Below are 18,745 nucleotides of genomic sequence, written 5' to 3' on the forward strand. Positions count from 1 at the left end.
CTCAGCGGCCGGGGCGGGGCCCGGGACCGCCCGGGCGTCCTCGGGGCGGTGCGCCGCGCTCACCGGACGAGCTCCGCGGCGCCGCGCCGGGACGGCTCCGCCGCGGCCGGGCGCAGCGCGGACTCCCCCGCCTCCCACCGCGCGAGCGCGTGGCCGGCGGCGAGCGCGTCCAGGTGCAGGACGCAGCGGGCGCCGAAGAAGACGTCCGCCGCGACGGCGGGCTCGTCGACCACGAGGCCGCCGGCCATGTCCCGGGCCGCGATCTGCTCGTGGGCGGCGTCGGCCTCGACGTGCTCGTCGTAGAACGCCGCCGCGGCGGGCAGTCCCAGGCGGTGGAAGCCGCGCGCCAGGAACTTGGAGGGCACCGACGACGTCATCTCGTACATCGCCAGGTGCCCCACCACCGCGCCGCGCAGCCGGCGGTGCAGACCGAACATCGTGACGGTGTTGACCCCGGCGAGCCACTCGGCGGGCACCCGGTCCACGGCGCTGCCGTAGGAGTCGTCGAGGCCGGCCTCGCGCATCCCGGCCGCGAACAGGGCCGAGTGCATGCGCGCGGCGTCGCCGCCGCCGTACTCGTCGACCTGGATCTCGATCAGGCCCGCCTTCGCCCGGCCGCTCAGCCGGGGGATGCCCCAGGTGTGCGGGTCGCCCTCCATGAGCTGGTAGACGGACTTCAGCTGCAGGAACTCCCGGGCCTGCTCGGCGTCCGCCCGGCCGGAGAGGTGGCGCGCGAGGCTCGGCCCGTCATCGTCGGCGGCGATGGCGAACAGGGCGTCGGCGACCGACTGGGGTGTGCCGGGCACGGTGTCGGCGGGCAGCTCCGCGCGCAGCTCGGCCTCGAGCGCGCCGGAGAGGATCTCCCGCGCGCGCAGCAGCTCGGGGTCGCTCTCCCAGCGGTCGTCGACCCCGTCGACGCCCTGGTAGTGCAGGGCGTGCAGGACGAACAGGCTGAGCTGGACGTCGTCGTCGGCGAGCACGCCGTCCGCGCGGGACACGGCGGCACGGGCGGCCGCCGGCAGCGCCCCGGCCCGGGCCTCGGCCCCGGGGGTGCCGGGCTCCTCCCGGAGCACCGCGAGGAGGTCCTCGCCGAGCGGCCCTCGTGGCTGTGGCTGACGCATGTGTCGACTCCTGTCCGGGTGCGGGGGGTGATCGCCCACCATCATAGTTTCCATCACCGTGCTGATCATATGGACGGCCTCCGACAGCGCCGGGTCCGGCCCCCCGCTCCGCCCGGCGGAGCACCGAGTACAGTGGTGGAGGCCCGGATCCGGGCTCCCACCCCGCCGTCGAGGAGACCCGCATGAGTTCCCCCGTGCCCGGACGCACCATCGCCACCCGCCTCGGCCTGGGCTGGCGCCTCCACGGCGACGGCCGCACCGTCACTGCCGGGGAGGTCGTCAGGCCGCGCGAGCGGCTCACCTGGCCCCGGACGGTCACCATCGGCGCGCAGCACGTGGTCGCCATGTTCGGCGCCACGTTCCTGGTGCCGCTGATCACGGGCTTCCCGCCGTCCACCACGCTGTTCTTCTCCGGCGTGGGCACGATCCTGTTCCTGGTGGTCACCGCCGGCCGGGTCCCCTCCTACCTCGGCTCGTCCTTCGCCTTCATCGCCCCCATCACCGCCTCGATGAACCAGTACGGTCCCGGCGGCGCGCTGGGCGGGGTCCTCATGGCCGGCGCGGCGCTGTTCCTCATCGGCCTGGTGGTGCAGTTCGCGGGCACCGCCTGGCTCCAGAAGCTCATGCCGCCGCTGGTCACGGGCACCATCGTGGCGCTCATCGGGTTCAACCTGGCGCCGTCCGCGAAGGACAACTTCATGGAGGCCCCCGTCACCGCGCTGGTGACGCTGTCCTCCATCATCCTCGTCTCGGTGCTCTTCCGCGGCCTGCCCGGGCGCCTGTCGATCCTGCTGGGCGTGGCCATCGGGTACGTCACCGCGGTGCTGCGCGACGAGGTGGACTTCAGCCGGATCGACACCGCCTGGCAGCAGCAGGGCCTCTTCGGGCTGCCCCCGTTCCAGACCCCCGAGTTCCACCTGCCCCTGATGGGCCTGTTCGTCCCCGTCATCCTCGTGCTGGTCGCCGAGAACATCGGGCACGTGAAGTCCGTGGCGCTCATGACCGGCGACGACCTCGACCCGTACATGGGGCGGGCGATCATGTCCGACGGGCTCGCCACCATGATCGCCGGCTCGGGCGGCGGCTCGGGCACCACGACCTACGCCGAGAACATCGGCGTCATGGCGGCCACGCGCGTCTACTCGACGGCGGCCTACTGGGTCGCCGCCGTGGTGGCGATCCTGCTGAGCGTCTTCCCGGTCTTCGGCGCCGCGGTGGCCACGGTCCCCGCAGGGGTCCTGGGCGGGGCCGCCACGGTGCTGTACGGGATGATCGGCATGCTCGGCGTGCGGATCTGGGTGCAGAACCGCGTGGACTTCTCGAACCCGGTCAACCTCACCACCGCCGCGGTGGCCATGATCATCGGGATCGCCGACTACACGTGGGAGGCCTCAGGGCTGCAGTTCGCGGGCATCGCCCTCGGCACGGCGGCCACGCTCGTGGTCTACCACCTCATGTCGTTCCTGGCCCGCGTGCGGGGGACGGTGGGCAGCGACCCGCTCGCCCCCGACACCACGCGGCTGCCCTCCCCCCTGGGCTGAGCTGCGCCGGACACCCCTCTACTCGTCGGTAGACGAAATGTGCCGGTGAGGGGCCGCCTTTCTTGGTGACCCAGGTCTCCTTTCCCCTAGCGTGGAGTGCGGGAGGGCCGAGCAGCCGGCCGCGCACCACGAGCTGCAGGGGAGAGACCATGCACCACAAACCGTCCGTTCTCGTCCAGGTCGACCTCGACGGCCGGCACATCCGGCTCGTCGTCAGCGGGTGCGTCACCGAGCTCAACCACCGGGCCCTGTGCCCCCTCGTCCGCCGCGCCCGCACCCTGGCCCCGGACATCGCCGTGGTCGTGGACCTCACCACCGCCCACCACGTCGAACCGGTCGCCGTGGACCTACTGCGCTGGGCCGCGGAGCACGAGGACGCGGTGCGCGGCACGCCCGCCGTCGACTTCGTCCTCCCCGCCGAGCTCCCCGGCCACGGCACCGTGACCCGGCTCGCCGGGTGGGCGAACGCCCGCCGCCGCCCCGGGGCCCCCGAGCCCGCGCGCCGGGGCGCACGGAGCGGAGCCGCCCCGCGGTCCCGCCTCGCGGGCTGAACCGGCCCGTACCGTCCCACCAGAGGGAGGACACCCCGTGAGCACGATCAGCCGCGCCCTGATGGCGCACCCCGCCGCCCCCGAGCTCGCGCGCGAGGAGCGGGCGGCGGAGGTCCGGTGCATCGAGGCGTGCCTCGAGGCCGCCCAGATCTGCCGGATCGGCGCCGACGCCTGCGTGGAGGAGGACGCCGTCGCGGACCTCCGCGACTGCCTGCGCGCCGAGCAGGACTGCGCGGTGATCGGCTCGGCCACCGCCCAGGTGCTGGCCCGCCTCGGCTTCCCGGAGCCCGGGGACGGCCGGGCCGTGCTGGTGCCGCTGCTCGAGGCGTGCGGGGCCGCGGCCCGGGCGTGCCGGGACGCGTGCCGGCGGCACGCCGAGGTCTACGAGCACTGCGCCCTCGTGGCCGAGGCGTGCGAACGGTGCGACGAGGCCTGCGCGGACCTGCTGAGCCGGCGGAGCTGACGTGGCCGGCCCCGAGGTCCACTGGTTCGAGGAGCTCGGGATCGCGGACGTCCCCCGGGTGGGCGGCAAGAACGCCTCCCTCGGGGAGATGGTCCGGGAGCTGGCCTCCCGGGGGGTGCGCGTGCCGGGTGGCTTCGCGACCACCGCGGACGCGTACCGGTCCTACGTGGAGGCCAACGGGATCGGGCCCGCCCTCCGGGACCGGCTCGAGGACCACCGCGCGGGCCGTGCCACGCTGCGGGAGACCGGCGCCGCCGTGCGCGAGCTGTTCCTGCGCGGCGAGTTCCCCGCGGGGACGGCACGGCAGATCCGGCAGTTCTACCGGGAGCTCTCCGCGCGCACGGGCCGCGCCGGGCTGTCCGTGGCCGTGCGCAGCAGCGCGACCGCCGAGGACCTCCCGGACGCGAGCTTCGCCGGCCAGCAGGAGACGTTCCTCAACGTGGTCGGCGAGGACGAGCTGCTGGAGGCGTGCCGGCGGTGCTACGCGTCCCTGTTCACGGACCGGGCCATCACCTACCGGGAGCTCAAGGGGTTCGACCACCTCGCGGTCGCCCTGTCCGTCGGCGTGCAGGAGATGGTCCGGGCGGACCTCGGCTGCTCCGGGGTGATGTTCTCGATCGACACCGAGAGCGGCTTCCCGCGCGTGGCCGTGATCAGCGCGACGTGGGGCCTGGGCGAGACGGTCGTGCAGGGCACCGTGGACCCGGACAAGTACCTCGTGTTCAAGCCCCTCCTCGACGTGGCGGAGGCCCCGATCGTGGAGCGGACCCGGGGGGCCAAGCTGCACAAGCTCGTCCACGACGACGACACCCCTGCCGGGGCCGCCGCCACCCGGCTCGTGCAGACCTCCCCCGCGGAGCGGCAGGCGTGGGTGCTCGGCGACGACGACGTCCTGCGGCTCGGCCGCTGGGCCGTGCTCGTCGAGGACCACTACGGCCGCCCCATGGACCTGGAGTGGGCGAAGGACGGGCTGACGGGAGAGCTGTTCCTCCTGCAGGCCAGGCCGGAGACCGTCCAGGCCGGTCGCAGCGGGACCCGCTTCACGATCCACCACCTCCGGGGCGAGGGGCGCGTGCTCGCGGTGGGCGCCGCGGTCGGGGACGCCGTGGCCACCGGCCCGGCCTGCGTGGTCCGCACCGCGGCGGACATCGAGTCCTTCCGGGACGGGTCGGTGCTCGTCACCGAGATGACGGACCCGGACTGGGTCCCGGTGATGAAGCGCGCCGCCGCGATCGTCACCGACCACGGCGGGACCACCAGCCACGCGGCGATCGTCAGCCGGGAGCTGGGCCTGCCCGCCGTCGTCGGCACCGGGGACGCCTCGCGGACCATCCCGGAGGGCCAGGAGCTGACGGTCTCCTGCGCGGCGGGCGACCGGGGCACGGTCTACGAGGGCACCCTCCCGTTCGACGTCGAGGAGGTCGACCTCGGGGAGCTGCCGGAGTCGCGCACCGCGATCATGGTCAACGTGGCGAGCCCCGCCGCGGCCTTCCGCTGGTGGCGGCTGCCGGCCGACGGGGTGGGTCTGGCCCGGATGGAGTTCGTCGTCAACAACATCGTCGAGGTCCACCCCATGGCCCTCGTTCACCCGGAGCGGGTCCGGGACGAGGCGGACCGCCGGCGGATCGCGGAGCTGACGGCGGGCTTCCCGGACGGCCAGGAGTACTTCGTGCAGACGCTGGCGCTGGGCCTCGCCAAGCTCGCCGCCCCGTACCACCCCCGGCCGGTGATCGTGCGGCTCAGCGACTTCAAGTCCAACGAGTACGCCCACCTCGTGGGCGGGGCGGCCTTCGAGGAGCCCGAGGAGAACCCGATGCTCGGCTTCCGGGGGGCCTCCCGCTACTACGACCCCCGGTACCGGGAGGGCTTCGCCCTCGAGTGCCGGGCGCTGCGGCGGGTGCGCGAGCGCATCGGCTTCGACAACGTGGTGGTCATGGTTCCCTTCTGCCGCACCGTGGGCGAGGCGGACCGGGTCCTGGCCACGATGGCCGAGCACGGCCTCGAGCGCGGGCGGCACGGCCTGAAGGTGTACATGATGTGCGAGATCCCCTCCAACGTGGTCCTGGCAGAGCAGTTCGCCACGCGGTTCGACGGCTTCTCCATCGGCTCCAACGACCTCACGCAGCTCGTCCTGGGGGTGGACCGGGACGCGGAGGCCCTGCGGGCGCTGTTCGACGAGCGGGACGAGGCCGTGACCCGGATGATCAGCGAGGCGATCCGCAAGGCCCACGCCGCGGGCATCCCCATCGGCATCTGCGGCCAGGGGCCCAGCAACCACCCCGACTTCGCCGAGTTCCTGGTGCGGGAGGGGATCGACTCGATCTCCCTGAACCCGGACAGCTTCCTGCGCACCGCGCGGCGGATCGCCGAGACCGAGCGGCGCCTCGCGGCCGGGCCCGGGGGCACAATGGACGCATGAGCCTCTCGGTGGGCGCACGCCCCGACCTGGACGTCGAGCCCGGCCGCGCGGGACGGCTGCTCGAGTTCCCGCGGCGCTATCCGCTCGTGGCCGTGACCCTGGCCGTGGGCGCCGTGGTCGTGGGACTGCTGGTCGCCGGGCAGCCGGGGCCGGCGCAGTGGCTGGGCTCCGGGTGGGCCCTGGTCGTGGCCGCCCGGGTGGCGTGGGGCATGGTCGCGGACGTCGTCGCCGGGCACTGGGGCGTGGACCTGCTGGCCGTCACGGCGATCAGCTCGACCGTGGCGGTCGGCGAGTACCTGGCGTCCCTCGTGGTGGTCCTCATGCTCACCGGTGGCCAGGCCCTCGAGGACTACGCGGCGAACCGGGCCCGCAAGGAGCTCAACGCGCTGCTCGAGCGGGCTCCGGTGCTGGCCCACCGGCGGCACCCGGACGGGTCCGTCGAGGACGTCCCGGTCGAGGAGGTCCGCCCCGGGGACGAGCTGCTGGTCCGCCCCGCCGAGGTCGTCCCCGTGGACGGGTGCCTGGTCGGCGCGGAGGCCGACTTCGACGAGTCCTCCATCACCGGGGAGAGCCTGCCCGTGACCCGCCGCGCCGGGGAGCCGGTGCTCTCGGGCGTCCTCAACGAGCAGCAGGCCGTGGTGCTGCGGGCCACCGCCACCGCGGCGGACAGCCAGTACTCCCAGATCGTGGCGATGGTGCGGGAGGCCGCGGAGTCCCGAGCGCCGGTGGTGCGCCTGGCCGACCGCTACGCCGTGCCCTTCACCGCGTTCGCCCTCCTCGTGGCCGGGCTGGCGTGGTGGTACCACGGGGACCCGGTGGTCTTCGCGGAGGTGCTCGTGGTGGCCACCCCCTGCCCGCTGCTGATCGCCGCCCCCGTGGCGTTCCTGGGCGGGATGAGCCGGGCGGCGCGCAACGGCGTCATCATCAAGAACGCCGGGACCCTCGAGCGGCTCGCCGCGGTGCGCACCGTGGCCTTCGACAAGACCGGGACGATCACCTACGGCCGCCCCGAGCTGCTGGCCGTCCACGCCCGCCCCCCGTTCCCGGAGGAGGAGCTGCTGCGCCTGACGGCGTCCGCCGAGCAGTACTCCTCCCACGTGCTCTCCGCCTCGGTGCGGGACGCCGCGCTCGCCCGGGGGCTCGCGCCGGCCCCGGCCGAGGAGGCCCACGAGGAGGCGACCCACGGGGTCACCGCCACCGTGGAGGGACGCCGGGTGGTGGTCGGCAAGCGCGCCCACGTGGCCCGCTCCGCCCCGGACGTGGTCGAGCAGGCGCTCGGGCCGGGCGAGCTGGCCGTCTACGTGGCCGTGGACGGCCGCTTCGCCGGCACCCTGGTGATGAGCGACCAGGTGCGCGAGGACGCGGCGGCCACGATGGCCGAGCTGACCGCGCTCGGGGTCCGGGAGATCCTCGTGCTCAGCGGTGACGCCCGCGCCACCGTGGAGCACGTCGCCGCGGCGCTGGGCATCACCCGGGTGCTGCCCGAGTGCCTGCCCGAGGACAAGGTCCACACCGTCCGCAGCGCCCCGCACCGTCCGGTGCTCATGGTCGGCGACGGCGTCAACGACGCCCCCGTGCTCGCCGCCGCCGACGTCGGCGTCGCGATGGGCGCCCGGGGCGCGACCGCCGCCAGTGAGTCCGCCGACGTGGTGATCCTCACCGAGGACCTCGCCAGGACCGCGACGGCGGTGCGGATCGGCCGGCGCACCATGCAGGTGGCCCTGCAGAGCATCTGGCTGGGCATCGCCCTGTCCGTGGTGCTCATGCTCGTGGCCGCCACCGGGGCGATCCCCGCGATCTTCGGCGCCCTCAGCCAGGAGGTCGTGGACCTCCTGGCCATCCTCAACGCCCTGCGCGCCCTCCGCGGGCCCCGCGGCGAACGGTGACCGGCCGGCTCAGTGCCGGACGACGAGCACCGGGCAGTGGGCGTAGGAGACGCACGCGTGGGAGACCGAGCCCAGGGAGGAGCCGAGCAGCCCGCCGCGGCCGCGCCGGCCGAGCACGAGCAGCTGCGCGGTCTCGCTCTCCGTGATGAGCCGGCCTGCCGGGCGGCCGTGCGTCACCGTGGTGGTCAGGCGGCCGGGGACGTCCTCCCCGAAGACGGCCGCGACCGTGCGCGCGAGGATCCGCTCGTGGTTGGCGCGCAGCGCCTCCTCGTCGACGAGGAGCTCGGCGTCCAGCACGGTGGGGTCCCCCGCGCACGCGATCGCCTCGAGCGGGGCGTCGAGGGCCTCCGCGAGCCTCGCGGCGAGCCGCAGGGCCTCCATCGAGGACTCCGAGCCGTCGATCCCCACGAGGATCCGCTGGTCCGTCGGTGCGTTCATGACCGAACCTCCTTGTCCGGGCCGGCTGCCGGGAGCCGGCCTGTCGGTGCCGCGTGGCCCGCGCCGGGTGGCCGGCGCCGGCCGGTCAGTGCCGGACGACCAGCACCGGGCAGTGGGCGTGGTCGATGCACGCGTTGGAGACGGAGCCCAGGGCCGAGCCCCGCAGGCCTCCGTGGCCGCGGCGCCCGAGCACCAGCATCAGGGCGTTCTCGCTCTCCTCGACCAGGCGGGCCGCGGCCCGTCCGTGGAGCAGCTCGGCGCGCACGTGCTCCGGGGGGTCCGCGCCGAACACGTCGGCGACCGTCGAGCGGAGCAGCTCCACGCTGCCGGCCGGCGGCCGGTCCGGGTCGACGGTCTCCCAGCCCTCGTAGAGGGGCGGCCCCTCCCAGAACATGAGGGCGGTCAGCGGGACGCCCAGGGCGCGGGCGATCCTGTCCCCCGCCCGGAGGGCCTCCTTCGAGGAGTCCGATCCGTCGATGCCGACGAGGATCCGCTGCTGTGACGGTGTCTCCATGGCCGAGCTCCTTCGTTCCGGCGCCCGCGGTCCGTGCCCGGGGCGCGCTCCGGCCGCCAGGAACCTGGCGGACCGCTCAGTGCCGCACCACGAGGACGGGGCACTTGGCGTGGGAGACGAGGGCCGAGGAGACGGAGCCGAGGATCATCCCCAGCACCCCGCCCGTTCCCCGCCGGCCCACCACGAGCATCCGGGCCTCCTCGCTCTCCTCGATGAGCCGGGCGGCGGGCTGGCCGCGCAGGAGCCGGGTGGTCAGGTTCGCCGGGCGCTGCTCCCCGAACACCTCCTCGAGGGTGCTCTCGAACAGCTGCTCGCTGCCGCGGCGGAACTCCTCGGGGTCCACCACGCGGTAGCTCTCGTAGAGCAGCGGGTCCTCCCAGCACATGATGGCCTCGAGCGGTGCGCCCAGGGCCTCGGCGAGCCGCACTCCCTCCCGGAGCGCGGCCTTGGACGACCCGGACCCGTCGACTCCCACGACGATCCGGCCTCCGGACGACGGCTCGCCCATGGTGTTCCCCCTTGTTCCCGGCGGGCCGGCCGGTCCGCCTGTCTCCACGATAGGACCCGGTGGGATCCGTCACAACGGATCCCCGGTCCCGGGGCCCGCATGACGGCCGACGGGCGGCACCGCCCCGTCCCGCCTGCCGTCGCACGGGCGGCGCGCGGCGTCCTCAGCCGCGGGTGACCTGGATCTTCCGGGTCGCGGGCGGCTCGACGTGCCCGGCGACGGGCACGCGCACCTCCAGCACGCCGTCGCGGTACGCGGCGCTGATGTCCTCGTCCCGGCACCCGGCGGGCAGCGGCAGGGCGCGGGAGAACGAGCCGTAGCGGAACTCCGAGCGGTAACCGCCCTTGTCCTTGTGCTCGGTCCGCTCCCTGCGCTCGGCCCGCAGGTGGAGCACGTCGTCGGCCACCGTGAGCTCCACGTCCTGCTCGGGGTCGATGCCGGGCAGCTCCGCCCGGATCACCACGGTGTCGCCGTCCCGGTACTCCTCCACACGGGGCCAGGAGGCCTCGACGTCCCCCTCCAGGAGGCGTCGGAGGGGCTCGAGCATCTCCAGCCCCTCCCTGCGCATCAATCCGGCCATGACCTGACTCCTTCCCGTGGCACCGGTGCCGCGGCCGTCCGGGACGTCGTCCCGGACGGCCGGCGGGACCGGTGCGGTCCGCCTCGACCCTTCAAGCGTAGACACCGCCGACCGGGCGCGTAAGGGCCGCGGGGTCCGGGACGCATGATGACGGGGGCCCGCTCCACCGGCCCCCGGGGACACTGGATTCGCAGGTGCGACAGGGCGATAATCGGGGCATCCCCACGGGTTCTGTCGCCGTCCGGCGGCCACCCCGGGGACCGGGAGAGAGCGGGGTGTCCGCGGTGGACAACAACGTGATGAAGATCGTCTACACGTTCTTCCTGGGGGCCCTGCTGGCCCTGTTCGTGGGCCTGGGGATCCAGACGTTCTATCCGGGGCCGGAGATGCCGGAGCCGACCGCGGGGATGGAGTTCGTGCCCGAGGGGGGCGCTCCGACCGAGGAGCAGCGCGCGGAGATGGAGGAGAACGACCGGCAGTGGCGGCAGTGGCAGGAGGAGCAGCAGAGCTACAGCCGCGACGTGGCGGTCGTGGCCCTGGGCGCCTCCGTGGTGCTGCTCGGTCTCAGCCTCGTGCTGGAGAAGCGCAACAGGGTGCTGACCAACGGGGTGATGCTGGGCGGGCTGTTCACCCTGATCTACGCCATCGGCCGCAGCTTCGCCTCCAGCGAGACCACCATGACGTTCGTCGCCGTGAGCGTGGGCCTGGCGGTGGTGCTGGTCCTCGGCCACCGGCGCTTCTTCCAGGACCGTCCCCCGGCGGGCGCGCCCGAGGAGGCGCACCGGGAGCAGAGCGGCGTCTGAGCCGCTCCGCCGGGACGCCTCTAGAAGCCCGTCGGCTCGGTCTCCAGCTCGGGCTCCTCGGGCGGGGCCTCGTGGTGCAGGGGCCGCAGGGCGGCGGTCGTCCCGAACCACAGCAGCGCGTCGTAGCGCTCCCCCATGCGGGTGGGGACGTAGTTGCCGGCCTCGCGCCACGGGTGGTACACCACCCCGACGGCCCGGTGGCCGAACCTCCCGGAGAGCCAGGGCCCGGAGCGGTCGCGGCCGAAGACGAGCACCGCGTCCTCCTCCAGCGCCCGGTGCAGGAGGTCCTCGTGGCTGCCGGCACGTGCCTGCGGGACGGCGAGCACCTCCTCGGCCGCGCCCCACGCCTCCGCCGCGACCACCGTGCCGGTCCAGGAGGCGAGGCCGACCAGCACCACCTCGTGCGCGGGGTGGCGCTCGCGCAGCAGCTGACCCACGTTGACCAGCCCGGCGTCGAACATGTCGGTGGCCCGGGCGTCCCCCACGTGGGAGTTGTGCTCCCACACCAGGCCCTTGGCACCGGGCCCGTGGTGGCGGGAGAGCAGGTCCGCGGTGTCCGCCATGTGCTCGTCCCGCACGTTCCAGGACTGCCGGTCGCCGCGCACCATGGTCCGGTAGTAGCGCTCGGCGTCGACCGCCACCATGGCGTTGAGGGCGGCGTCGAACGCGGCGGGGTCCCCGGCCGTCCGGTCCATGGTGCGCCGGCGCACCTCGGCGAGGAGGGCGACGACGTCGGCCTCGCAGCTCTCGGGCACGATCCGCGTCCGCCACGCGTAGCGGTGCGGGTCCTCGTGGAAGGGGACGAAGCACTGCCACGCCTGCAGCGCGGCGGGCAGCGCCTCGGGGGCGCTCGTCCCGAGCCAGCCGATGATCTCCCGCAGCGAGTCCCACAGCGAGTAGACGTCCAGGCCGTAGAAGCCGACCTGCTCGTGGCCGGCCCGGCGGGCGTTCTCCTCCCGGAGCCAGTCGAGGAACTCGGCGACCTCCTCGTTCGCCCACATCCACGTGGGCCAGCGCTCGAAGCCCGCGAGGACGCCGTGGGCGTCGAGGTCCTGGTCCGCCTCGCCGCGCACCCACCGGTCGATCCGCCAGCAGTCCGGCCAGTCCCCCTCGACCCCGATCCAGGTGAAGCCGTGCTCCTCGATGAGCCGGCGGCTGAGCAGGGCCCGCCACCGGTAGTACTCGTGCGTGCCGTGGGACGCCTCCCCCACGCACACGAACCGGGCGCCGGCGCAGCGCTCCACGAGCGGGTCGAGGTCCTGCGCCGTCTCCAGCGGCCGGGCGAGGGAGCGGATCTCCGCGAGGACCCCGGCCTCCCGGGAGGGGCCGCGCCCGAGCGGGCTCACCGGGACGTCCCGTCGCCGTGCTCCCCGGCCGGGGAGAGGTGGCGCAGGAACCAGTCCCGGGCCAGCGCGGCGGCCTCGGCGAGCGTGCCGGGCTCCTCGAAGAGGTGCGTGGCGCCCTCCACCACGGCCAGCCGGGTGGGGCAGCGCATCGACTCCTGCGCCCACCGGTTGAGGCCGAGCACCTCGGAGTCCTCGCTGCCGACGATCAGCAGGGTGGGTGCCTGCACCGAGCGCAGCCGCTCGTCCGCGAGGTCCGGCCGGCCGCCGCGGGAGACCACGGCCGCGATGGACGCGCCGGGCTCGGCCGCGGCCCACAGGGCGGCGCCGGCGCCGGTGCTCGCCCCGAAGTACCCGACCGGGGACGCCGCGGAACCGGGCTGCTCACGCAGCCACGCCGTGGCCAGGAGCAGCCGCTCGGCGAGCAGGCCGATGTCGAAGACGTTGCCGCGGTCCGTCTCCTCCCCGGGGGTGAGCAGGTCGAGCAGCAGGGTGCCGAGCCCCGCCTGCTGCAGGACGGAGGCCACGTACTGGTTCCGCGGGCTGCGCCGGCTGCTGCCGCTGCCGTGGGCGAAGACCACCACCCCGGCGCCGGGCGCCGGCAGGTGCAGGTGCGCCTCGAGCTGCTCCCTCCCGGCCGGGATGCGCACGTCGGCGTCGACCGGATAGCCGTGCGCGGCCGGCCCCGCCCGGGGCGGCGCGGGCAGCTCCGGCTGGTGGCGGCGCCTGGCGGCGTCCAGCAGGGCCACCACCTCGTCGTCCTCGGTGGCGGAGAAGTCCCGGTAGTGGTAGCCGACGGCCGTGAAGTACGGCGGGGTCGCGAGGCAGATCACCTCGTCCGCCTCCACCACCCGGCCCAGGGCCTCCTGCGGGGCCACCGGGACGGCCAGCACCACGCGCGCGGCGCCCAGCTGGCGGGCGATCCGGCAGGCCACGCGGGCCGTGGAGCCGGTGGCGATGCCGTCGTCGACGACCAGGGCGGTCCGCCCGGTGAGATCGACCCGCTCCCGGCCCTCCCGGAAGCGCGCCGTCCGCGCCTCGAGCACGGCCCGCTCCCGCGCCTCGATCTGCTCGAGCTGCGCGTCCGTCACCCCGAAGTACTGGAGGGTCCGCTCGTCGAGCACGCGGGCGCCCTCCTCCCCGATGGCGCCCATGGCCAGCTCGGGCTGGGAGGGGACCCCCAGTTTCCGCACCACGATGACGTCCAGCGGCGCGTCCAGGATGCGGGCCACCTCGTGGGCCACGGGCACCCCGCCGCGGGGCAGCCCCAGCACCACCACGTCCTGCCCGCGCAGGGACCTCAGCCGCTTCCCCAGCTGCCGCCCGGCCTCGACCCTGTTCTCGAAGACCACCATGGTCCCCACCGCCTCTCCGGCGGGCGCGCGGCCCACCGCCCTCCGGTGCTCGCCCGGCTCCGTTCGCGCCCCCCGGGTCCCGTGGGCCGCCGCGGAGGACTCCAGCGTAGGCAGGCGGGGAACACGGTGGAAGGCCCGCGGGCCAGGTGACGGACGTGGACAACGGAGCAGGCCCGCCCCACAATGTGAGCACGCCCCGGCGGCCGGCCGGCCGCGGACCCGGGCGCCCTGGACGGACGTCCCGCACCGGCGGGGGAGACGGAGCACGCCGCATGAAGGACCGCACGCAGGACAGCGCCGAGGACCGCACGGACGGCAGGGTCATGCGGACGGTCTACACGTTCTTCCTGGGGCTGCTGCTGGCCCTGTTCGTGGGTCTCGGCGTCGCCACGGTCCACCCCGGCCCGGAGGAGCCCGCGCCGCCCCCGGCGGTCGCGATGGCGCGGGAGACCCGCGAGCTCGCCCCGGAGGAGCAGCAGCAGTGGGCGGCCTACGAGCGCGAACGGGGGGCGTGGGAGGTCGAGCACATGCGGCACAGCCGCGACGTCGGCGTGATCGCCCTGGTCGCGTCCGTCGTGCTGCTGGGGGCGAGCCTGGCGGTGGAGCGGCGCCGACCGGTGCTCGCCCACGGCGTGCTGCTCGGCGGTCTGTTCACGCTGCTGCACAGCGTGGTCCGCAGCCTGGTCTCGCAGGACACCGTCGCCTCGTTCGCCGTGGTCACCGTGGCGCTGGCCGTGGTGCTGTACCTCGGCTACCGCCGGTTCGTGGACCGCCCCACCCCGGCCGGTGACCGGTGGGGTCCTCCCCGGCCGGTGGTCAGCGACAACGGGAAGCACCCGTCCCGCCGCTGAGCGCGCCGGGCCGGTGCCGGCCGGTCAGCGGGGCAGCGGCAGCTTCTCGTCGAGCACGGCCCGGACGGCCGCGACGTCGACGTCCGTGACGGAGGCGTGCTCCCAGGCCGGCCGGTTGTCCTTGTCCACGAGGACCGCCCGCACGCCCTCGGCGAAGTCGGGGCGGGCGATCGTGTCCGCGGCGAGGCGCAGCTCCCGCTCGAGGCAGGAGCGCACGCTGTCGTCGGCCGCGCCGCGCTCCAGCAGCTCGAAGGTGCGCACCAGCGAGGAGGGGCTCATCCCCGCGAGGTCCTCCGGCGCGGCGGCGACGATCTGCTCGAGGGTCGGGGCGCCGTAGCGCTCCTCGATCTCCTCCCACCGCGCCACCACGGAGGACGGCTCGGGCTCGCGCGCGAAGCGGGAGAGGGCGTCCTCCGGGCCCTCCTCCACCACGGCCCCGGCGAGGGCCTCGAAGTCCTCGTCCGCCACGAGGACGTCGGCCAGCCCGAGGGCGACGGCGTCCGCGCCGCCGAGCCGCTGCCCGCCGAGGGCGAGCCAGCGGCCCACGGCCAGGCCCGGTTCGCCGCGGTGGTCCGGCCGGGAGACGCGCGGCAGGAACCAGGAGGCGCCGATGTCGGTGAAGAAGCCGATCTTCGTCTCGGGCATCGCCATGACCGTGGAGGGACCCACCACGCGGTGGGAACCGTGCACGGAGATGCCCATGCCGCCGCCCATGCAGATCCCGTTCATGAGCGCCACGTAGGGCTTGGGGTAGTCCGCGATCAGGCAGTCGAGGGCGTACTCGACGGCGAACACCCCCGTGGCCTCCTCCGTCCGCCCGGCGAGCACGGCGTCGCGGACCTCCCGGATGTCGCCGCCGGCGCACCACGCCCGCGGGGAGGCCGAGGTGACGAGCACGTGGCGCACGGCGTCGTCGTCCCGCCACGCGTCGAGCGCGGTCTTGAGGTCCCGGTACATCTGTGCGGTGAGGGCGTTGAGCTGACGGGGCCGGTTGAGCACGATGTGCCCGGTGCCGTTGCGGACCTCGGTCAGGACGTGCTGCGCGGTGCCGGTCGTGGCAGTGTCGGTCATGGCTCCCACCCTGCCACGGGTCGCGCCGCCGTGCCACGGCTCACACGCCGGAGGGCGGCCACTGTCCACGCTGCGCCAGGAGGGAGGCGAGCAGGTCGGCCCGGTCGGTGACGATCCCGTCGACCCCGAGCTCGAGCAGCTCCGCCATCTCGGCCGTCTCGTTGACGGTCCACACGTGCACGTCGATGCCGTGCCGGTGGGCGAAGTCCAGGAAGCGGGGGGTCACGAGCTGGACCTCGGCCCCGCCCCGCACCCGGTACCGGCGGGGGATCTGCACGGTGTCGAACGGCTCGATCCACCGGGCGGCCGCCCGCCGCGCGAGACGCCAGGTGGGCCCGCCCAGCCACGAGCACACGAGCAGCAGGCGCATCCCCTCCTTGCCGGAGGACGTGGGCACGGTCCGGCCGTCCAGCTCGCGGATCCGCCGCAGCGTGCGGCGCCGGCGGCTCTCGGAGAAGGAGGTCACCCGCACCCGGTCCACGGCGCCGAGCTCGTGGAGCAGCGCCGGCAGGGCCGCCACGGACGCCTCGTCCTTGACGTCCACGTTGAACTTCAGCTCGGGGAGCTCCGTCAGCAGGTCGGCGAAGCGGGGGATGCGCCCGGCACCGGCGACGCGCTCGGCCCTGATCTGCGCCCAGGTCAGGGCGGAGACCTTCCCGCTGCCGCCGGTGACGCGGTCGAGGGTCTCGTCGTGGAAGGACAGGACCACCCCGTCGGCCGTCGTGTTGACGTCCGTCTCGATCCACTCGTAGCCGAGGTCCCGGGCCGCCCGGAAGGCGTCGAGGGTGTTCTCGGCACCGTCCCGGCAGAAACCGCGGTGGGCCAGGGCTGCGGGGGCGTCGCGCCGGTGCGCTGGAGGGGTCACCCCCCTATTGTTACCCCGTGGTAGCGGATTGTCCCGCCCATGACGCGCCAGGTCGGCCGCCGCTCAGCAGGGCCTCGATCACCTGGGCCACCCCGTCCTCCTCGAACGGCGGGGCCGTGCGGCCCACGGCCCGCGCGACCGCGGGGTGCCCGCTCGCCATGGCGTAGCCGTGGGCGGCCCACGTGAGCATCTCGAGGTCGTTGGGCATGTCGCCGAAGGCCATCACCTCGTGCGGGCGGATGCCGCGCTCGGCCGCGTACTGCTCGAGGGTGCGCGCCTTGGTGAGCCCCTTCTGCCCCATCTCCACGAGCGGGGCCGCCGCCACGGAGTGCGTCACGGACAGCCGGCCGGCCACGAGCTCGGCGAGCGCCCGGAAGTACTCCTGCGGCTCGGCGGTGTCCAGCTTGGCCAGGAACTTCACCAGCCCCTGGTCCTCCGGCAGCCGGTCCCGCAGCGCCCCGACCAGGGGGGCGCCGACCTCCATCCGGTCGGTCCTGGCCCACCCGTGGTCCGTGAAGACCCCCTCGAGGGTCTCCGCCGCGAACAGCGTGCCGGGGTGCCGGGCCGCGACCTCGTCCATGACCGCGAAGGCGTCCCGGGCCGGGAACAGGCTCGACTCCACGACCAGGTCGGCGCTGAGGTCGTAGACCACCGCCCCGTTCGAGCAGATGACCACGCCCTCGTGGCCGAGCTGCTCGCGCAGCGGGTCGAGCCAGCGCATGGGCCGGCCCGTCACGAACACCACGTGGATGCCGCTGTCCTGGGCGGCGCGGATCGCGTCGACGGTGCGCGGGCGGAAGCGGAAGTCGTGCCCCAGGACGGTGCCGTCGAGGTCGCTGGCGATCATCCGGATCGGCGCCGTCCCGGGGACCTCCGGATCAGGGCTCACGGGTGTACTGCCACCTAGGCCTCGTGCGTCCCGGTGAGGCAGGCGCGGGCGATCCCGGAGCTGAAGAGCTGGAAGTTGACGACGGCGGGGCTGGCGCTCTCGTCGACCTCGATCTGCTCCTCGCCCACGGCGGTCACGCACACGATGTAGCGGTGCGGCCCGTGGCCGGGGGGCGGGGCGGCGCCCACGTACTCGTCGGTGCCGCCGTCGTTGCGGTGCTTGACCGCCCCGGCCGGAGGGTCGGACGCCGCGCCGCGCGCGAGGGAGGTGACGTCGGCGGGGATGTTGGACAGGCACCAGTGCCAGAAGCCGCTGGGGGTGGGGGCGTCCGGGTCGAAGACCGTGACCACGTAGCTCTTCGTGCCCTCCGGGGCCCCGGACCAGCTCAGCTGCGGGGACACGTCCTGGCCGCCGGCGCCCATGATGCCCGAGAGCTGGGCCGGGGCGAGCGGGCCGCCGTCGGAGATGTCCTCGGAGGTGAGGGTGAAGCTCGGCAGGTCGGGCAGGTCGGCGTACGGATCGCGCTCGGGCACGGGCTCTCCTTCGGGACGGGACCGGGTGGGGGTCGGGGCGGGACGGGTCAGGGCGCGGGCAGCTCGTCCTTGCGGGGCAGGTCCGCGCCGGCGCGGGAGACCGTGACGCCGGCCGCCGCGGCGGCGTAGCGCAGCAGCTCGCCGACCTGCTGCTCGTCCAGGTTGTCGATCCGCTCGCGGGCCGGCGCGCCCGTGTAGCCGTGGTCGGTGAGCCAGCCGAGCAGCGCGGCCATGAAGGAGTCCCCGGCCCCCACGGTGTCCACGACCGTGGTGCGGGCGGCGGGCACCTCCACCCCGCGCGGCCCGGTGGCGCGGGTGCGGGCCCAGGGCCCCAGGGGCCCGCGGGTGACGACGACGAGCTCCGCGCCGGCCTTGAGCCAGGCGCCCGCGCTCTCCTCGACGCTGCGGTGGGGGTACAGCCACAGGAGGTCCTCGTCCGAGGCCTTCACGACGTCGGCGAGGGCCACGAGCTGCTCGGCCCGGGCCCGGGCGTCCGAGGAGTCCGGGATGATGGACGGCCGGCAGTTGGGGTCGTAGGAGATCAGGGCCGAGCGGTGGGCCTGCTCCACGGCGTGCAGGACCCTCGAGGCGCCGGGCTCGAGCATCGCCCCGATCGATCCGACGTGCAGCAGGGAGGTGTCCCGGAGCAGCTCGGCCAGCTGCTCGTCCGAGAGGTCCAGGGACCAGTCGAGCTGGAAGTCGTAGGTCGCGGCGCCGTCCTCCCCGATGACGGCCTCGGCCACGGAGGTGGGCCGCGTGTCGGCGTCGAAGGGCAGGAGCACGCCGTTGTCCCGCAGGTGCGCCTCGACCTGCGTGCCGTACTCGTCCTCGCCGTAGCGGCCGAGGAACTGGACCTCGTGGCCGAGCCGGGCCAGGCCCACGGCCACGTTCATGGGGCTTCCCCCGGCGTGCGCGCGGGGCTCCTGGCCGCGCTTCGAGACCACGTCCACGAGCGCCTCACCGATGACCGTCAGCATGCTCTCACGGTAGCACCCGCCGGCCCCGCCGCCCCCG

19 protein-coding genes are annotated in these 18,745 nt (G+C 74.8%); 7 read left to right on the top strand and 12 right to left on the bottom strand.

Going from position 1 to position 18,745, the window contains the following annotated elements:
- Positions 1-59 precede the first annotated feature (59 nt).
- On the bottom strand, positions 60-1,121 hold the full coding sequence (locus H488_RS21135; protein WP_043738388.1) for an iron-containing redox enzyme family protein: 1,062 nt from the start codon (positions 1,119-1,121) through the stop codon (positions 60-62).
- 182 nt (positions 1,122-1,303) lie between these two features.
- On the opposite strand from H488_RS21135, the gene H488_RS21140 reads away from it, so the two are divergent.
- The 5 genes from H488_RS21140 to H488_RS21160 all read left to right on the top strand — a co-directional run bounded on the left by H488_RS21140 (position 1,304) and on the right by H488_RS21160 (position 7,981).
- Positions 1,304-2,662: a uracil-xanthine permease family protein gene (locus tag H488_RS21140; RefSeq protein WP_017832075.1), complete on the top strand. Its 1,359-nt coding sequence runs from the start codon at positions 1,304-1,306 to the stop codon at positions 2,660-2,662.
- 149 nt (positions 2,663-2,811) lie between these two features.
- Positions 2,812-3,213, top strand: a complete 402-nt coding sequence (locus H488_RS21145) for a hypothetical protein (RefSeq protein WP_017832076.1) — start codon at positions 2,812-2,814, stop codon at positions 3,211-3,213.
- Between the two features lie 37 nt (positions 3,214-3,250).
- Complete coding sequence (locus H488_RS21150; RefSeq protein WP_017832077.1) at positions 3,251-3,676, top strand: hypothetical protein; 426 nt, start codon at positions 3,251-3,253, stop codon at positions 3,674-3,676.
- 1 nt (position 3,677) lies between these two features.
- The gene (gene ppsA / locus H488_RS21155; protein WP_017832078.1) at positions 3,678-6,095 is read left to right on the top strand and encodes a phosphoenolpyruvate synthase; all 2,418 of its coding nucleotides are present in this window, start codon (positions 3,678-3,680) and stop codon (positions 6,093-6,095) included.
- Positions 6,092-7,981, top strand: coding sequence for a heavy metal translocating P-type ATPase (locus H488_RS21160; protein ID WP_017832079.1), 1,890 nt, complete (start codon positions 6,092-6,094; stop codon positions 7,979-7,981). Before ppsA ends, H488_RS21160 begins: the two co-directional genes overlap by 4 nt.
- 9 nt (positions 7,982-7,990) lie before the next feature.
- Here H488_RS21160 and H488_RS21165 read toward each other — a convergent pair whose 3' ends face one another.
- From H488_RS21165 to H488_RS21180, 4 genes are all read right to left on the bottom strand, one after another.
- Positions 7,991-8,419 (bottom strand): universal stress protein, encoded by a 429-nt coding sequence (locus H488_RS21165; RefSeq protein WP_017832080.1) that lies wholly within the window; start codon positions 8,417-8,419, stop codon positions 7,991-7,993.
- Between the two features lie 85 nt (positions 8,420-8,504).
- A complete protein-coding gene (locus H488_RS21170) occupies positions 8,505-8,933 on the bottom strand; it encodes a universal stress protein (RefSeq protein ID WP_017832081.1) in 429 nt (142 codons plus the stop codon).
- A gap of 76 nt (positions 8,934-9,009) precedes the next feature.
- Positions 9,010-9,441: a universal stress protein gene (locus H488_RS21175; RefSeq protein WP_017832082.1), complete on the bottom strand. Its 432-nt coding sequence runs from the start codon at positions 9,439-9,441 to the stop codon at positions 9,010-9,012.
- Positions 9,442-9,604: 163 nt separating this feature from the next.
- On the bottom strand, positions 9,605-10,021 hold the full coding sequence (locus H488_RS21180; RefSeq protein ID WP_031282283.1) for an Hsp20/alpha crystallin family protein: 417 nt from the start codon (positions 10,019-10,021) through the stop codon (positions 9,605-9,607).
- Positions 10,022-10,305: 284 nt separating this feature from the next.
- Between H488_RS21180 and H488_RS21185 the strand changes: the two genes are divergently transcribed.
- Positions 10,306-10,824, top strand: a complete 519-nt coding sequence (locus H488_RS21185) for a hypothetical protein (protein WP_126346532.1) — start codon at positions 10,306-10,308, stop codon at positions 10,822-10,824.
- A gap of 20 nt (positions 10,825-10,844) precedes the next feature.
- Here H488_RS21185 and H488_RS21190 read toward each other — a convergent pair whose 3' ends face one another.
- Together H488_RS21190 and H488_RS21195 are read right to left on the bottom strand one after the other, a co-directional pair.
- Positions 10,845-12,170 (bottom strand): erythromycin esterase family protein, encoded by a 1,326-nt coding sequence (locus tag H488_RS21190; protein ID WP_017832085.1) that lies wholly within the window; start codon positions 12,168-12,170, stop codon positions 10,845-10,847.
- Positions 12,167-13,522 (bottom strand): phosphoribosyltransferase, encoded by a 1,356-nt coding sequence (locus tag H488_RS21195; RefSeq protein WP_031282285.1) that lies wholly within the window; start codon positions 13,520-13,522, stop codon positions 12,167-12,169. The genes H488_RS21190 and H488_RS21195 overlap by 4 nt, the downstream gene beginning before the upstream one ends.
- Before the next feature lie 272 nt (positions 13,523-13,794).
- On the opposite strand from H488_RS21195, the gene H488_RS21200 reads away from it, so the two are divergent.
- On the top strand, positions 13,795-14,373 hold the full coding sequence (locus H488_RS21200) for a hypothetical protein (RefSeq protein ID WP_017832087.1): 579 nt from the start codon (positions 13,795-13,797) through the stop codon (positions 14,371-14,373).
- Between the two features lie 24 nt (positions 14,374-14,397).
- Here H488_RS21200 and H488_RS21205 read toward each other — a convergent pair whose 3' ends face one another.
- From H488_RS21205 to H488_RS21225, 5 genes are read right to left on the bottom strand one after another with little or no spacing between them, the layout of a single operon-like run.
- Positions 14,398-15,444, bottom strand: a complete 1,047-nt coding sequence (locus tag H488_RS21205; protein ID WP_017832088.1) for an enoyl-CoA hydratase/isomerase family protein — start codon at positions 15,442-15,444, stop codon at positions 14,398-14,400.
- Between the two features lie 40 nt (positions 15,445-15,484).
- Entirely contained in the window at positions 15,485-16,309 is an 825-nt protein-coding gene (locus H488_RS21210) for a glycerophosphodiester phosphodiesterase family protein (RefSeq protein WP_017832089.1), read from the bottom strand.
- Between the two features lie 10 nt (positions 16,310-16,319).
- On the bottom strand, positions 16,320-17,198 hold the full coding sequence (locus tag H488_RS21215; protein ID WP_237740402.1) for an HAD family hydrolase: 879 nt from the start codon (positions 17,196-17,198) through the stop codon (positions 16,320-16,322).
- Between the two features lie 14 nt (positions 17,199-17,212).
- Positions 17,213-17,731: a YbhB/YbcL family Raf kinase inhibitor-like protein gene (locus tag H488_RS21220; RefSeq protein ID WP_017832091.1), complete on the bottom strand. Its 519-nt coding sequence runs from the start codon at positions 17,729-17,731 to the stop codon at positions 17,213-17,215.
- Between the two features lie 47 nt (positions 17,732-17,778).
- Positions 17,779-18,708 (bottom strand): carbohydrate kinase family protein, encoded by a 930-nt coding sequence (locus tag H488_RS21225; protein ID WP_017832092.1) that lies wholly within the window; start codon positions 18,706-18,708, stop codon positions 17,779-17,781.
- Positions 18,709-18,745 lie beyond the last annotated feature (37 nt).

It is taken from the genome of Kocuria sp. UCD-OTCP (assembly GCF_000349605.1).
Classification (GTDB): Bacteria; Actinomycetota; Actinomycetes; order Actinomycetales; family Micrococcaceae; genus Kocuria; species Kocuria rosea.

Coding starts and splice junctions, on each gene's coding strand:
- H488_RS21135 (WP_043738388.1), bottom strand. CDS start 1,121: ATGCGTCAGCCACAGCCACGAGGGCCGCTCGGCGAGGACCTCCTCGCG.
- H488_RS21140 (WP_017832075.1), top strand. CDS start 1,304: ATGAGTTCCCCCGTGCCCGGACGCACCATCGCCACCCGCCTCGGCCTG.
- H488_RS21145 (WP_017832076.1), top strand. CDS start 2,812: ATGCACCACAAACCGTCCGTTCTCGTCCAGGTCGACCTCGACGGCCGG.
- H488_RS21160 (WP_017832079.1), top strand. CDS start 6,092: ATGAGCCTCTCGGTGGGCGCACGCCCCGACCTGGACGTCGAGCCCGGC.
- H488_RS21165 (WP_017832080.1), bottom strand. CDS start 8,419: ATGAACGCACCGACGGACCAGCGGATCCTCGTGGGGATCGACGGCTCG.
- H488_RS21170 (WP_017832081.1), bottom strand. CDS start 8,933: ATGGAGACACCGTCACAGCAGCGGATCCTCGTCGGCATCGACGGATCG.
- H488_RS21175 (WP_017832082.1), bottom strand. CDS start 9,441: ATGGGCGAGCCGTCGTCCGGAGGCCGGATCGTCGTGGGAGTCGACGGG.
- H488_RS21180 (WP_031282283.1), bottom strand. CDS start 10,021: ATGGCCGGATTGATGCGCAGGGAGGGGCTGGAGATGCTCGAGCCCCTC.
- H488_RS21195 (WP_031282285.1), bottom strand. CDS start 13,522: ATGGTGGTCTTCGAGAACAGGGTCGAGGCCGGGCGGCAGCTGGGGAAG.
- H488_RS21200 (WP_017832087.1), top strand. CDS start 13,795: ATGAAGGACCGCACGCAGGACAGCGCCGAGGACCGCACGGACGGCAGG.
- H488_RS21205 (WP_017832088.1), bottom strand. CDS start 15,444: ATGACCGACACTGCCACGACCGGCACCGCGCAGCACGTCCTGACCGAG.
- H488_RS21225 (WP_017832092.1), bottom strand. CDS start 18,708: ATGCTGACGGTCATCGGTGAGGCGCTCGTGGACGTGGTCTCGAAGCGC.